The sequence below is a fragment of the Ramlibacter aquaticus genome (assembly GCF_015159745.1).
Lineage (GTDB): Bacteria > Pseudomonadota > Gammaproteobacteria > Burkholderiales > Burkholderiaceae_C > Ramlibacter > Ramlibacter aquaticus.
This window is the reverse complement of record NZ_JADDOJ010000035.1, coordinates 1-12,898: the sequence shown is the minus strand read 5'-3', so window position 1 is coordinate 12,898 and position 12,898 is coordinate 1. Positions and strand designations below refer to the sequence as shown.

At 70.7% G+C, this 12,898-nt stretch carries 14 protein-coding genes and 1 tRNA gene; 9 read left to right on the top strand and 6 right to left on the bottom strand.

Annotated features, from left to right (window positions below):
- The first annotated feature begins 110 nt into the window (after positions 1 to 110).
- A tRNA-Ser gene (locus tag IM725_RS10280) sits at positions 111 to 201 on the top strand.
- A 25-nt stretch (positions 202 to 226) separates the two neighbouring features.
- Here IM725_RS10280 and IM725_RS10275 read toward each other — a convergent pair.
- The 4 genes from IM725_RS10275 to IM725_RS10260 all read right to left on the bottom strand — a co-directional run bounded on the left by IM725_RS10275 (position 227) and on the right by IM725_RS10260 (position 3,345).
- Positions 227 to 1,486 carry a cytochrome c biogenesis protein DipZ gene (locus tag IM725_RS10275; RefSeq protein WP_193780496.1) on the bottom strand — a complete coding sequence of 420 codons (1,260 nt, stop codon included), beginning with the start codon at positions 1,484 to 1,486 and terminating at the stop codon, positions 227 to 229.
- A 27-nt stretch (positions 1,487 to 1,513) separates the two neighbouring features.
- Positions 1,514 to 1,852 (bottom strand): pentapeptide MXKDX repeat protein, encoded by a 339-nt coding sequence (locus IM725_RS10270; RefSeq protein ID WP_193780495.1) that lies wholly within the window; start codon positions 1,850 to 1,852, stop codon positions 1,514 to 1,516.
- Positions 1,853 to 1,933: 81 nt separating this feature from the next.
- Positions 1,934 to 2,725: a molybdopterin-dependent oxidoreductase gene (locus tag IM725_RS10265; protein ID WP_193780494.1), complete on the bottom strand. Its 792-nt coding sequence runs from the start codon at positions 2,723 to 2,725 to the stop codon at positions 1,934 to 1,936.
- Positions 2,722 to 3,345, bottom strand: a complete 624-nt coding sequence (locus IM725_RS10260) for a cytochrome b/b6 domain-containing protein (protein ID WP_193780493.1) — start codon at positions 3,343 to 3,345, stop codon at positions 2,722 to 2,724. The genes IM725_RS10265 and IM725_RS10260 overlap by 4 nt, the downstream gene beginning before the upstream one ends.
- Before the next feature lie 97 nt (positions 3,346 to 3,442).
- On the opposite strand from IM725_RS10260, the gene IM725_RS10255 reads away from it, so the two are divergent.
- A complete protein-coding gene (locus IM725_RS10255) occupies positions 3,443 to 4,174 on the top strand; it encodes a response regulator transcription factor (RefSeq protein ID WP_193780492.1) in 732 nt (243 codons plus the stop codon).
- A complete protein-coding gene (locus IM725_RS10250) occupies positions 4,174 to 5,649 on the top strand; it encodes a sensor histidine kinase (protein WP_193780491.1) in 1,476 nt (491 codons plus the stop codon). The genes IM725_RS10255 and IM725_RS10250 overlap by 1 nt, the downstream gene beginning before the upstream one ends.
- A 42-nt stretch (positions 5,650 to 5,691) precedes the next feature.
- On the opposite strand, the gene IM725_RS10245 is transcribed toward IM725_RS10250, so the two are convergent.
- Entirely contained in the window at positions 5,692 to 6,369 is a 678-nt protein-coding gene (locus IM725_RS10245) for a nitroreductase (protein ID WP_193780490.1), read from the bottom strand.
- Positions 6,370 to 6,599: 230 nt separating this feature from the next.
- On the opposite strand from IM725_RS10245, the gene IM725_RS10240 reads away from it, so the two are divergent.
- Positions 6,600 to 6,845, top strand: coding sequence for a hypothetical protein (locus IM725_RS10240; RefSeq protein WP_193780489.1), 246 nt, complete (start codon positions 6,600 to 6,602; stop codon positions 6,843 to 6,845).
- An 88-nt stretch (positions 6,846 to 6,933) separates the two neighbouring features.
- Positions 6,934 to 7,251, top strand: a complete 318-nt coding sequence (locus IM725_RS10235) for a hypothetical protein (RefSeq protein WP_193780488.1) — start codon at positions 6,934 to 6,936, stop codon at positions 7,249 to 7,251.
- 39 nt (positions 7,252 to 7,290) lie between these two features.
- On the opposite strand, the gene IM725_RS10230 is transcribed toward IM725_RS10235, so the two are convergent.
- Positions 7,291 to 7,995, bottom strand: coding sequence for a DUF4197 domain-containing protein (locus IM725_RS10230; protein WP_193780487.1), 705 nt, complete (start codon positions 7,993 to 7,995; stop codon positions 7,291 to 7,293).
- Positions 7,996 to 8,120: 125 nt separating this feature from the next.
- Here IM725_RS10230 and IM725_RS10225 point away from each other — a divergent pair, with 125 nt between their 5' ends.
- The 4 genes from IM725_RS10225 to IM725_RS10210 form a co-directional block, all read left to right on the top strand.
- Entirely contained in the window at positions 8,121 to 8,510 is a 390-nt protein-coding gene (locus IM725_RS10225; RefSeq protein WP_193780486.1) for a hypothetical protein, read from the top strand.
- A gap of 117 nt (positions 8,511 to 8,627) precedes the next feature.
- Positions 8,628 to 10,133: a glycosyltransferase family 39 protein gene (locus IM725_RS10220; protein ID WP_193780485.1), complete on the top strand. Its 1,506-nt coding sequence runs from the start codon at positions 8,628 to 8,630 to the stop codon at positions 10,131 to 10,133.
- Between the two features lie 135 nt (positions 10,134 to 10,268).
- Entirely contained in the window at positions 10,269 to 12,425 is a 2,157-nt protein-coding gene (locus IM725_RS10215) for an alkaline phosphatase family protein (RefSeq protein WP_193780484.1), read from the top strand.
- Positions 12,403 to 12,898: hypothetical protein (locus tag IM725_RS10210; RefSeq protein WP_193780483.1), on the top strand; the 496-nt coding region annotated here is incomplete at its 3' end. The genes IM725_RS10215 and IM725_RS10210, both read left to right, overlap by 23 nt.

The following is a 12,898-nucleotide window of genomic DNA, read 5'->3' as shown; positions in this document are numbered from 1 at the left end:
CGCTGGCGCGTTCTTGCCGCTGGGCTGGCCGGGGCGCCCGGGCGGCTGGAGAGGTGCCTTGCCAATCGGCTAGAATGCAGGGCTTCGCACCACGCGAAACCGATCAATGCGGAGCGGTGGCAGAGTGGTCGAATGCGCCGGACTCGAAATCCGGTATACGGTTTCACCGTATCGAGGGTTCGAATCCCTCCTGCTCCGCCAAGCTCACCCTGGGCCGTACCTCACCTCAGGTACCTGCCCCCTGCGAGCGCCTCGCCTCCTCCAGCAGCTGCTGGATCACCTGCTCCGACTTCTCGTACTCGCCCTCCCCGAAGTGGTGGAAGCGGATGTTGCCCCGCGCATCGATGAAGTAGTGCGCCGGCCAGTACTGGTTGTCGAAGGCGCGCCAGATTGCGAAGTTGTTGTCCACGGCCACCGGGAAGTTCACGCCCAGGTCGGCGATGGCCTTCTTGACGTTGCCGATGTCCTTCTCGAAGGCGAACTCCGGCGCGTGCACGCCCACCACGACCAGGCCCTGGTCCTTGTACCTGGCCGCCCACTGCCGCACATACGGCAGCGCGTTGCGGCAGTTGACGCAGCCGAAGGTCCAGAAATCCACCAGCACTACCTTGCCGCGCAGGGCCTGCGCGTCCAGCGGCTTGGAGTTCAGCCACTGCACGGCCCCGGCCAGCTCAGGCATGGGGCCTTCGACCGGCAGCACCAGGGCGGGCCGTGACTTCAACTGCGCCGGCATCAGGGACGGCGCTTGCGCGGCGGCGGGCGGGGCCGGGGGCGCCAGGCGGTTCACCAGCCCCTCCTCGAGCGAGGGGCCGCCGGCGCCGGGCAGCTGGGCAAGCAGGCTCGTGTCCAGCCCCAGCGCGACCACGGCCACGCCCGCCAGCACCACGGCGCCCAGCGCGCGGCGCGCACCGTCCATGCGGCCGAAGAAGGGCTTGACGGCGTCCATCAGGCGCCGGCCCGCGAGCAGGGCCACGGCCAGCGAGGTCGCGGCGCCAGCCCCGTAGGCCAGCAGCAGCAGCGCGGTGTGCACGCTGGGGCCCTGGACGGCGGCGCCGGTGAGGATCAGCCCCAGGATGGGGCCGGCACAGGGTGCCCACACGAAACCGGTGGCCACGCCCGTGAGAAAAGAGGCCAGCACACCCTGCGGCAGGCCGCCGGTGCGCGTGGCGAAACGGTGGCCGAGATCGGCCACCGGCTGCAGCAGCCGCGAAGCGATCCGCGGCATCAGCAGCGACAGGCCCAGGCCCGCCAGCACCACGAGGGCGAGGGCGCGGCCGGCCTGGTTGGCCTGGACCGCCCAGTGCCCGGCGACAGCCGCGAGGCTGCCGACAGCGGCGAAGGTGGTGGCCATGCCGGCCAGCACGGGCAGGCCGCCGCGCACGAAGGGCTGGTCCGCCCGTGCGAAGACGAACGGCAGCACCGGCAGGATGCAGGGCGCCAGCAGCGTCAGGGCGCCGGCGACGAATGCAAGCAGGTAGAGGGCCATGGTGGGTTCCTGTCGGTCGCCTGGGGCTCAGTACTTCACCGCGTCCTTGGCCGTGCCGTCCTTGGCCATCTTGTCCTTGGACATCGCATCCTTGTGCATGGCGTCCTTGGTCATGGCGTCCTTCGCCATTGCATCCTTGTGCATCGCGTCCTTCCCCATCGCGTCCTTGGCCATCGTGCCCTTGCCCATGGCGTCCTTGCCCATCGCGTCCTTGCCCATCGCGTCCTTCGCCATGGCGTCCTTCGTCATGGCGTCCTTCGTCATGGCGTCATGCCCCATGGCGTCCTTGCTCATCTCGTCGGCGGCCATGGCGGAGACGGTGCCGAAAGCCAGGCAAAGGGCCAGGGCGGTGCTGAACTTGTTCATGTGATGTTTCCTCAGGTGGTGGATGAATGAGGGCAGCGGCGGAATGCGCACCTGCCTTGCTTTTCGCGCAGCGTTGAGTCTTCAACTGCCGCCGAACCAGTTGTAGCCCTGGTCTTCCCAGTAGCCGCCCGGGTACGTGTTGGTCACGTACAGGGCCATGATGTGTTTCGGGTTCTTGTAGCCCAGCTTGGTGGGCATGCGCAGCTTCATGGGGAAGCCGTAGCGCGGCGGCAGCGGCCGCCCGTCGTAGGTGAGCGCCAGCAGCGTCTGCGGGTGCAGGGCGGTCGCCATGTCGATGCTGGTGTGGTAGTCGTCGCCACACTTGAAGCCCACGTAGCGCGCGGTCTTGTCGGCGCCTATGCGCTCCAGGAAGGTCTTGAAGGGCACGCCGCCCCACTTGCCGATCGCGCTCCAGCCTTCGACGCAGATGTGGCGCGTCACCTGGTCCTGCTGCGGCAGGGTGCGCAGCGCCGCCAGCGTCCAGCTGCGCTTGTCCGCGACCAGGCCCGAGACCTCCAGCTTGTAGCCGGCTTCCTCGATCACCCGCACCTCGTCCTCGCCGTAATAGGCGTTGAAGGGGAAGGGCCGCGTGATCATGGACTCGGGGTACACGGGCGCCAGGCGGGTCGGGTCGAACAGCAGCCCCTGCGCCTTGTCGTTCAGGCGCGAGATGTTCTCCAGCGCCGTGTCCACGCTGTCGTCGTCGGTGAGGCTGCAGCCGCCCAGCAGCGCGAGCCCGCCCAGCGTCAGCGTGCGCTGCAGGAAGCGGCGGCGTTCCGGGGCGATCTCGCCGCGGGCCAGCAGCTTGCGTGCCGCCGCCAGGGCGTATTCGGCGTCCACCTGGGTGGGCGATGCGGTGCGGACGATCTTCATGCTGCCTCCGGGCTGCGGCCGCCGCTGATCATGGCCAGCAGCGTGCGGGGAACGAGCGCCACCATCACGAGGTGGACGGCGATGAAAGCGGTGAGTGCGGCCATGGCGAGGAAGTGCACCCGGCGCGCCGTCTCGTAGCCACCCAGCAGCTCGCGCAGGCCGGCGAACTGCACCGACTTCCACAGCACCAGGCCCGAGAGCACCAGCAGCGTGATGTCCAGCATCACGAAGAGGTAGGCCGCGCGCTGCACGTTGTTGTAGTGGCGCGGGTCGGCGTGCGAGAGCCGGCCGCGCAGGGCCGCCAGCGCATCGTGGGCGATGCCGCGCAGCGTCAGCGGGAAGAACTTGCGCACCAGCCGGCCGCTGGCGAGGTTGAGCGCCAGGTAGGCCAGGCCGTTGCCGGCCAGCAGCCACATGGCGGCGAAGTGCCACTGCAGCGCGCCGCCCAGCCAGCCGCCCAGGGTGATGCCGGCGGGGATGCGGAACGCGAAGAAGGGCGCGGCGTCGTAGATGCGCCAGCCGCTGGTGATCAGCACCAGCACGGCCACGGCATTGAGCCAGTGGGCCAGGCGCATCCAGAGCGGGTGGATCGCCTTGGTGGGGGCGGGGGGTCTGTTCATGGCCGCAAGTGTCCGGGGGGCCCCCTTGCGGATGTATCACCGAAAGTTAAATTAATCGTGATAACTGCCGGGGCCCTGCGGCGGCATACTTCCGGCCATGGAGCGCACCCGCCAGATCCTGATCGTCGAGGACGACCCGCACATCGCGGAGCTGCTGCGCATGCACCTGCGCGACGACGGCTTCGCGGTCACGCACGCCGCCGACGGCGACGCCGGCCTGCGCGAGCTGCAGGGTGGCACCTGGGACGCCGTGGTGCTGGACGTGATGCTGCCGGGCGTGGACGGGCTGGAGATCTGCCGCCGCGCGCGGGCCATGCCGCGCTACACGCCCATCATCATCATCAGCGCCCGCTCCAGCGAGGTGCATCGCATCCTGGGCCTGGAGCTGGGGGCCGACGACTACCTCGCCAAGCCCTTCTCCATGCTGGAGCTGGTGGCCCGCGTGCGCGCCCTGGTGCGGCGCACCGACGCGCTGGTGCGCCTGGCCGGCGCGGCAGCCGGCCGCATCGAGCTGGGCGACCTGTCCATCGACCCGCTGGGCCGGGTGGCGCAGGTGGGCGGCCGCGCGCTGGACCTCACCCCGCGCGAATTCGACCTGCTGCTCTTCTTCGCCCGCCACCCTGGCCGGGTGTTCTCGCGCCTGGACCTGCTCAACGAGGTCTGGGGCTACCAGCACGACGGCTACGAGCACACGGTGAACACCCACATCAACCGGCTGCGCACCAAGGTGGAGGCCAACGCCGCCGAGCCCAGGCGCATCCTCACCGTGTGGGGCCGTGGCTACAAGATGACGGCCGACCCGGCCGCCACGCAGGCGGAGGCTGGCTGATGCTGCGCACCTGGTCGCTCTACCAGAAGCTGGGCGCCGTGTTCGCGGCCCTGCTGCTGGCCTGCTGTGGCGCCTCCTTCTGGCTGCAGATGCGCTCGAGCGTGGCGCAGCAGGACGAGGTGACGCAGCGGCTTTCGCTGGGCCTGGCCTCGCACATCGCCGGCACCTCGGAGCTGATGCAGGGCGGCTCGCTCAACGCACCGGCGGTGAAGGACCTGTTCGGCAAGCTGATGGCGGTCAACCCCAGCATGGAGGTCTACCTGCTGTCGCCCGAGGGCCGCATCCTGGCGCACGACGCGCCAGCCGGCCACCTGAAGGCGGACCGGGTGGACCTCGCGCCGGTGCACCGCCTGCTGGCGGGCGACCCGCTGCCCGTGCTGGGCGATGACCCGCGCAACCCGGCCCGGCGCAAGGTGTTCAGCGCGGCGCCGCTGCAGATCGCCGGCCAGCCCGCGGGCTACGTCTACGTGGTGCTCTTCGGCGAGGAGCGCGAGCGGCTGGACGCGGACTCCTCCTCGCGCCGGGTGCTGAACTCGGCGCTCTGGTCCATGGGCCTGGTCGCCCTGCTGGCGCTGGCCGCCGGGCTCGCGGCCTTCCGCCTCATCACCCGGCCGCTCAAGGTGCTGACCGGCGCGGTGCGCGAGGTGCGCACGCGCGGGCTCGCCAACCTGCAGCAGGCCGCGCCCCTGCTCGCGCAGGTGAAGGGCGGCGGCGGCGAGATCGACGAGCTGCAGCAGGCCTTCCTGGAGATGACGCAGCGCCTGGCCGAGCAGTGGCGCCAGCTCACCGCGCAGGAGCAGCAGCGGCGCGAGCTCTTCGCCAACGTCTCGCACGACCTGCGCACGCCGCTCACCTCGCTGCACGGCTACCTGGAGACGCTGCTGGTCAAGGCCGACGGCCTGTCCGAGGCCGACCGGCGGCGCTACCTGCTCATCGCGCTGGACCAGAGCAGCAAGGTGGGCCGGCTGGCGCAGGAGCTGTTCGACCTGGCCCGGCTCGAATACGGCGTGGTGGAGCCCGAGATGGAGACCTTCGCCATGCCGGACCTGCTGCAGGACGTGTTCCAGAAGTTCGAGCTGGCCTCGCAGGGCCGGCACCAGCGGCTGGTGGCGGACATCCCGGCCAGCGTGCCCGCCATCACGGCCGACGTGGGGCTGATGGAGCGCGTGCTCACGAACCTGCTGGACAACGCGATCCGCCACACGCCCGAGGGCGGCGAAGTCAAGGTGCGCATGTGCGCCCAGTCGCAGCGCGTGCGGGTGGACGTGAGCGACACCGGCCCCGGCATCCCGCCGGCCCTGGCCGAGCGCCTCTTCGTGCGTCCCATGTTCTCGACGGCCGGCGGCCGCGCGGGCGGGCTGGGCCTGGTCATCGTGCGCCGCATCCTGCAACTGCACGGCAGCGACATCGTGCTGGCGCGCAGCGACAGCCAGGGCTCGGTGTTCTCCTTCGAGCTGCCCGCCGCGCCGGGCTAGGGCCGGCCAGGCCGCGCTTGCGGCTTGCGCCTGCAGCCGCGCTCAGTCGTCGAAGCCGACGAACACCGCCGCCTGGTCCACCGACCTGCGATGCGAGACCACCGCGTTGGCGGGAAAGCTGTCGTCCGGCCAGCCCATGGCCACGCAGGTCTGGATGACCTGGTCGTCCGGGATGCCGGCTTCGGCGCGCACCACGGGCGATTGCATGATGCCCTGGCTGTTGATCACGCAGCCCAGCCCGCGCGACCAGGCCGCGTTCACCAGCGCATTAACCACCCCGCCGCAGTCGAAGGGCGCGACGTCGCTGCCGTAGATGGCGCGGTCGTAGGTGACCACGATGGACACCGGCGCGTCGAATTGCCGGAAGCCGCGCAGCACCCAGTCCTGGCGGCCGGCCTTGTCGTCGCGGGCGATGCCCATGGCGGCGAAGAGCTGCTTGGCGACGCCGATCTGCCGCTCCCGGTGGGCGCCGGCGTAGTCGGGGCCGGTGCGGAACTCGCGCGAGTCGGGCACGCCGGCCAGCGTGCGTTCCACGTTGCCGCGGCGTATGCGGTCCAGCACCGCGCCGCTGACCACGAAGAAGTTCCAGGGCTGGGTGTTGTACGAGGTGGGCGCACGCAGGGCGAGGCCCAACACCTCGCGGATGAGCGCCTGGGGCACCGGTTTGTCCAGGTAGCCGCGGATGCTGCGGCGCCCGAGCACCACGTCGTCGAATTCCATGCCGTCTCTCTCCTTCGTTGGCCGCGAAGCGCGGCCTGGCGGGCCCGCTGCCGTGCGCGGCGTGCGGCTCGGATGGTAATGGCCGGGCTGCCCGAAGGCCTGTCGCGTGCGCGCGGGACAGGGCGTGTCAGGAGTGGGCTGCTGCAGAGTTGCCGGCCTGCAACAGGCGCGGGCTGTCTCAGCGGTGTCCTACACCGCGGAAGAAACCCCGGGCCCAGCATCGGCTGCACATGAGAGGCACTTCATCAGGTGTGCGGCGGGGCGACAGGCAGCCGCCATGGCAGGACAGCCGCGCGGACAGCCGGCCCGACAGCCGTTACGAAGAACGCCAACGCATCTTCGCCCGTCTCGCCGTGTTCCAGCGCCTGCGGGACGAGGCGAAGCACTGCGGCAGGCCGGCCATGCTGCAAAGCATCGAGCGGCTCATCGAGAATGAATTGAGCGCCTTGCAGGCGCAGGACGCGAAGGGGCCGTAGCGCTGAGCCTGCGGATGAGCATGAAGCCGCGCGGGGCCGTGCTAAGCTGTTCCGGCATCAACCAACCTGCAAAGGAAGAGGACCCGACATGAACAAGTTCATCGCCTGCGCCCTGGGAAGCCTGCTCGCTTCCGCTGTTCTTTTTTCGCCGGTCGCCAACGCTGCGACGGGGGATGCCGCACCGGCCGCGACCGGTTGCGCTGCCAAGGCCATGGGCAAGGACGGCAAGCCGCTGGCGGGCGCCGCCAAGAATTCCTTCATGAAGAAGTGCGAGGCCGATGCCGGTGGTGCGGCGGCTTCCGCCTGCGCCACCAAGGCCATGGACAAGAACGGCAAGCCCCTGGCCGGTGCCGCGAAGTCCTCGTTCATGAAGAAGTGCGAAGCCGACGCCAAGGCGTCCAAGTAAGTTGCACCCCGGGCCGGCGGCGCCGCTGCCGGCCTGCGCCTATTTGAGGGCCCCGAACACCTTGCGGAGGATGGCGCTTCCTTCGCCGGCGGGGTCCTGGCGGATCTTCTTTTCCTCTTCGCCGATCATGAAGTAGAGCCCGTCGAGCGACTTGCGCGTCACGTACTGCTCGATGGTCATGTCTTCCTTGGCGACCAGGCCCAGGCCGGCGGCCTTGCCGGCCACCCGGTTGTATTTTTCGGCCAGCCCCACCTTGCGCGTCGAGGCGGTCACCACGGGCAGGAAGCGCGTGCCCAGCGGTTCGCGCGTCTTCTCGGCGAAGTAGCTCGTCACCGAGGTCGGCCCGCCGGTGATGATCTTGCGGGCGTCGCTCACGCTGAGCGAACGCGCTGCGCCCACGAGCAGGTCCTTGGCCAGGGGCACGGCGGCCTCGGCCGCGCGGTTCATCGCCACTTCCAGTTCCTCGATCTGCCGGCCCTGGCCCAGGGTCTTGAGCAGCCGAGCGGCATCGCCCAGGAAGCCGGGCAAGGGAATGTGGACCTGCGGGTTGTCCAGGAAGCCCCCGGGCTTGCCCAGCAGGCTGACGGCCACGGTGGCCCCTTGCTCCAGCGCGGCCTTCAGGCCCTGGCCTGCCTCGGCGTTGCTGATGTCCCCGAGGTCGAACGCCCGGGCCGGGCCCGTGATACCCATCGCCAGCGCGCCCAAGGCCGGGAAGGTGGCGGAACAGAAGTGGCGGCGGTGCATGGCGATGTCCTCTTGAACGGCGGACCCGATCATCGGGCCTGCCCATCCCTGTGGCAAGCCGTTACGGACGAGCCCGCGGCCCCTGGCTATAGTGGCGCGTCGGCCCTCGGGCCCAGGGAGCCAGCATGGATGTGCAGCAACTCGTTTCCGAATTCCTCGCCTCCGAGCACGGTGCTCAGGCGGTGCAGGCGCTGGGCGCGCAGGGCGTGAGCGCGCCCGACGCCGAGCAGCTGCTGGGCCACGCCACCGAGGCCGTGCAGGCGCATGCCGAGGACGCCGGCGCCGGCCTCATGGGCGACCACGCGGGCAAGAGCTTCTTCGCCGGCCTGGCCGCCGGCCTGGTGCGCGGCGACGGCTTCTTCAAGTCCATCGTCGACGGTGGCGAGGGCGTGATGACCGGCCGCGTCGCGGAGGCGCTGGCCGCGCGCGCCGGCCTGGACCCGGCCACGGCGTCCTCCATCGCCGCCGCGGCCACGCCCTACGTGATCGGCTTCCTCAAGCAGCGCTTCGGCTAGCGCCCATCGTCCCGGGCGGGAAAAGCCCGCGCCGGGTCAGGCCGCTGCGGGCCAGGAGCAAACGCACACGCGGCAGGTCAGTCGAAGGTCAGCGGGCCTGTGCGAGCATGCCGGGCTTTGCCCGGAACCACCCACGCCATCCCCGCCGCCGCCGCCACCGGGTCGACCGCCTCCGACCTGGGCTGGGCGCCGCTTGCCGCCATCGCCGTCATCTGGCTGTGGATCGCCGTGGCCTGCGCGATCAACCCCGGCCAGTTTGCCGACAGCATCGAGCAGTTCAACTGGGCGCACTCCATGGAGTGGGGCTACTGGAAGCACCCGCCGCTGACCACCTGGCTGTTCGGCGGCCTGGCGTTGTTCACGCGCGACGCCTGGTGGACGCCCTATCTCGCGGCGGCGCTGTGCAACGCCGGCATCGTGTGGTTCATGTGGAAACTGGCGCTGCGCCTGGTCACGCCGCAGGCCGCCGCGCTGGCGATCCTGATGCTGCCGCTGCACCACGTGTTCTCGTGGCGGGCACAGATCTACAACCACAACACCACCTTGCTGCTCACCGTGAGTGCCTTCACCTGGGCGGCGGTGCGCGCCGTGCAGACCGGCCGGCGCAGGGACTGGGTGCTGGCCGGCGTGCTGGCGGGGTTCGCGCTGCTGGCCAAGTACCAGGCCGCGGTCGCCATTGCCGCCGTCGCGGCCGGGGCCTGGCGCGTCGGTGCGCTGCGGGAACGGCGGAACCTCGCGCATGCGGCGGCCGCCGCGCTGGCCGGCGTCCTCGTCTTCATGCCGCATGTCGGCTGGGCGGCCGCGCACGGCTGGCCCACCTTGCACTACGTGGAAGGCAGCGCGCCCGTGCTGGCGCCTGCGCTGCGCCTGCATGCCCTGACGGCGTTCTTCGCGACGCAGGTCGGCATGATGGGCATGATGCTGCTGGCCTGTGCGCTGCTGGCGTTCCTGCCCGGCACGCCACGCCCCGCGGCGGGTGAGCCGCCGGCCCATGCGCCGCGCTGGATCTGGACGCTGATCCTGGTGTCGGCGGCCGTGCTGGTGCTGGTCGTGCTGGTGGGCGGCGTCAAGCCGGCCAAGTACTGGGGCGTGGGCACCCTGCAGTTCGTTCCCCTGCTGCTGGCCATGCTGGTGGCGCACCGCAGCCGGGTCAATGCGATCGCCGTGACGCTGGCCATCAGCGCGGTCTCCACCCTGGGCTCGGTGGCGTATTACGTGCACCAGAGCGAGCCGGACGCGCCCGCGCCGCACAGCGCCGACCGCCTCATGCCGGCCAGCCGCCTGGCCGAGGCCGTGCTTCGCGACTGGCGCGCGCACAGCGCCTGTCCGCTGCGCTACGTGATCGGCGATGGCTTCACCGCGGGGCTGGTGTCGGCCTACTCCGGACAGTACCCGCAGGTGCTTGAGGACATCGATTTCGACAAGTCGCCCTGGATCGACCGGGCGCAGCTGCGCGAGGACGGCGCGGTGCTGGTGACGTCGCCCCAGCCCCTGCTGCCCCTGGGTGCGCAGGCCGGCGCCATGGAGGTGCCGCACGCGCGCAAGCAGCACGGCACCGCCTGGGTGCAATGGACCATCGTGCCGCCGCAGCACGATTGCCAGCCGCAGATCGCGGGCCGCTGAGCGGCTGCCGAACCTCCCGGCCCAGGCCCCAGGGTCGGCGGGCCGCCGCCCACGACTGTCACGCCGCTGAAACGAACGCTGCATAGCCTCGCCCCAACCGGGCACGGGGCCCGGGCAGTCGTACGGAGAACTCCAATGAAGAGCTTTGTTTCAGCGGCCCTGGCGGTCTCGCTTGCCGCGAGCCTGTCGGCCTGTGGCGGCGGGGGCGGGGGCATCGTGTCGCAGGCCAGCGCGGCGCCGCTCGCGCCCACGCGCACCATCATCATGGTCTGGGACGGCCTGCGTCCCGATTCGGTCAACGCCAGCGACACGCCGAATTTGTATGCCCTGCGCCAGTCGGGCGTCAACTTCACCGACAACCATTCCACGTACCCGACCTTCACCATGATGAACGGGTCGTCCTTCGCCACCGGGTCCTTCCCCAAGACCAGCGGCTTCTACGGCAACACTTTCTGGACGCCGCCCCAGGGCAGCGGCAACACGATCCCCGCCGGCAACGGCGCCAGCGGCAGCGCGCAGGACTACGTGGACCCGGTCTTCACCGAGGACTACGCGGTGCTGTCCACGCTGAACGACTACTACGGCGGCCAGCTGCTGCTGGTGAAATCGCTGTTCGCGACGGCCCAGGCCGCGGGCCTGCCCACGGCCACCATCGGCAAGAGCGGCGCCGCCTTCATCCAGGACCTGGGCAAGGGCGGCTACTTCCTGGACGAGAACACGGTGATGCCGCGCTCGCTGGTGACGGAGCTGCAGAACGCCAACATCGCGCTGCCGGTCAACACCACCAAGACCTATTCGGGCACGGACACCGTGGTGCTCTCGGCCAGCAACGGCAACCCCACCGCCAAGGCCGGCTACATAACCTTCAACACGACCGCCTTCGACCCGCTGGGCACGACGGCGATCGCGGCGCGCGATTCCAGCGACGTGACGCAGGGCGCGCCCGAGAACGCCGCCAACAAGTACATGATGGCGGCCTTCACGCAGTACATCCTGCCGCAGAAGAAGCCCATGCTGTCGCTGATCTGGTTCCGCACGCCGGACAACGTGGAGCACGGCTACGGCCCCGGTTCGCCGAACGCGCTCGCCGGCCTGCGCTCGCAGGACGCCCGGCTGGGTGAGCTCATCGCCGCGCTGCGTGCCAACGGCATGGACGCCAGCACCAACATCGTCGTCGTCTCGGACCACGGCCACAGCAGCGTGTCCGGTCCGCTGTCGCTGTACCCGCTGCGTGCGATCACCGCGGCCACCACGCTGCCCGGCGGCGGCCTGGTGAACGGCTCGACCAGCGGCAGCGACAACGCCGCCGTGGGCGCGGTCTCCACCACCGGCTTCTCCTTCTCCGGCGACGTGCGCTCGGCCGACCTGCTGACCTACCGCGGCTTCAAGGCCTTCGACGGCAACGGCTGCAGCACCTCCGCCATGATCGGCCTGGACGCGAACGGCAAGCCCACGGTACCCGTGGCCGTGGACACCGCCGGCACGCTGTGCGGCAAGGCCAACGCGCCCTACCAGGCGATCAGCGCCACGCTGCCCAGCCCGGTCGCCAGCTTCAAGGTGCCGGCGCCCGGCAGCCTGCCGGCGAACGGCATCGTGGTCGCGGCCAACGGCGGCTCGGACTACTTCTACGTGCCCGGCCACGACGCCGCCACGGTGGCCAGCCTGGTCAGGTTCCTGCAGCAGCGCGAGGAGTACGGCGCCATCTTCGTGGACAGCCGTTACGGCACGCTGCCCGGCACGCTCAGCATGGGCCAGGTCAACCTGGAGAACGCCACGCGCCGCGACAACGGCCAGCCGGACGTGGTGGTGAGCTTCAACTGGGACGACACCACCAGCATCCAGGGCATGCCCGGCATCGAGTTCGAGAGCCTGGGCGGCCAGCGCGGCATGCACGGCAGCTTCGGCACCACGGACGTGCACAACACCCTGATCGCCAACGGCCCCTCGTTCAAGCCTGCCACGGCCCTGGCCACGCCCACCGGCAACGTGGACCTGGCGCCCACCGTGGCCTGGCTGCTGGGCCTGTCCATGCCGCAGGCCGACGGCCGCGTCGTGAACGAGGCCCTGGTCAGCCCGGCCGCCACCGACACCCCCGCCGTCACGGCCTCGGTGGTGCAGCCTGCCAGCGCGGCCACCGGCCTGCGCTTCGAACTGCCCACCGACCCGACCGGCGCCACCGCCGACACGGCCCTCACCCAGGGCAGCTACAGCATCGAACTCGCCGTCAAGGACCTCACGGTCGGCGGCAAGACCTACCGCTACTTCGACCATGCCAAAGCCGTCCGCCAGTAAGCGCGTCCTCGCGCTGGGCCTGGCCGCCCTCGCGGCGGGTGCGGCCGGGGCGGCCCCCGCCCCGCCGGCCTCGCTGCGCTTCGAGCAGGTCTTCGACACGCGCCGTCCGGCCAGCGTGCACTACGAAGCGCAGTTCCTCGCGCGCGACGGGCGACGCACGCAGCAGGTGCAGGCCTGGCGCGACGGCGACCTGCGGCTGAAGCGGCGCACCGGCGATGCGCTGGAGGTCTATGCCGTGCACGCGCCGGGCGAGCCCGAGTACGAGATGACGGTGCTGGACCTGCGGCGCAAGATCATGACGCGCATCGCCCGCACCAACCTGTTTCGCATCGGCAACTTCACCGACTGGTTCGACCTGGCCCACGGCCTGAAGCATCCGCGCGGCGACTACACGCTGCGCAGCGCCTCGCCCCCCCAGGGGGCCGGCCCGCAGGTGGGCGCGTGCACGTGGTACGCGCTGGGGCAGGGCGGGC

Excerpts from the sequence above, each read along its gene's own strand:
- IM725_RS10245 (WP_193780490.1), bottom strand. The coding sequence starts at position 6,369 with ATGGAATTCGACGACGTGGTGCTCGGGCGCCGCAGCATCCGCGGCTAC.
- IM725_RS10255 (WP_193780492.1), top strand. The coding sequence starts at position 3,443 with ATGGAGCGCACCCGCCAGATCCTGATCGTCGAGGACGACCCGCACATC.
- IM725_RS10260 (WP_193780493.1), bottom strand. The coding sequence starts at position 3,345 with ATGAACAGACCCCCCGCCCCCACCAAGGCGATCCACCCGCTCTGGATG.
- IM725_RS10230 (WP_193780487.1), bottom strand. The coding sequence starts at position 7,995 with ATGCACCGCCGCCACTTCTGTTCCGCCACCTTCCCGGCCTTGGGCGCG.
- IM725_RS10275 (WP_193780496.1), bottom strand. The coding sequence starts at position 1,486 with ATGGCCCTCTACCTGCTTGCATTCGTCGCCGGCGCCCTGACGCTGCTG.
- IM725_RS10235 (WP_193780488.1), top strand. The coding sequence starts at position 6,934 with ATGAACAAGTTCATCGCCTGCGCCCTGGGAAGCCTGCTCGCTTCCGCT.
- IM725_RS10215 (WP_193780484.1), top strand. The coding sequence starts at position 10,269 with ATGAAGAGCTTTGTTTCAGCGGCCCTGGCGGTCTCGCTTGCCGCGAGC.
- IM725_RS10240 (WP_193780489.1), top strand. The coding sequence starts at position 6,600 with ATGAGAGGCACTTCATCAGGTGTGCGGCGGGGCGACAGGCAGCCGCCA.
- IM725_RS10265 (WP_193780494.1), bottom strand. The coding sequence starts at position 2,725 with ATGAAGATCGTCCGCACCGCATCGCCCACCCAGGTGGACGCCGAATAC.
- IM725_RS10270 (WP_193780495.1), bottom strand. The coding sequence starts at position 1,852 with ATGAACAAGTTCAGCACCGCCCTGGCCCTTTGCCTGGCTTTCGGCACC.
- IM725_RS10250 (WP_193780491.1), top strand. The coding sequence starts at position 4,174 with ATGCTGCGCACCTGGTCGCTCTACCAGAAGCTGGGCGCCGTGTTCGCG.
- IM725_RS10225 (WP_193780486.1), top strand. The coding sequence starts at position 8,121 with ATGGATGTGCAGCAACTCGTTTCCGAATTCCTCGCCTCCGAGCACGGT.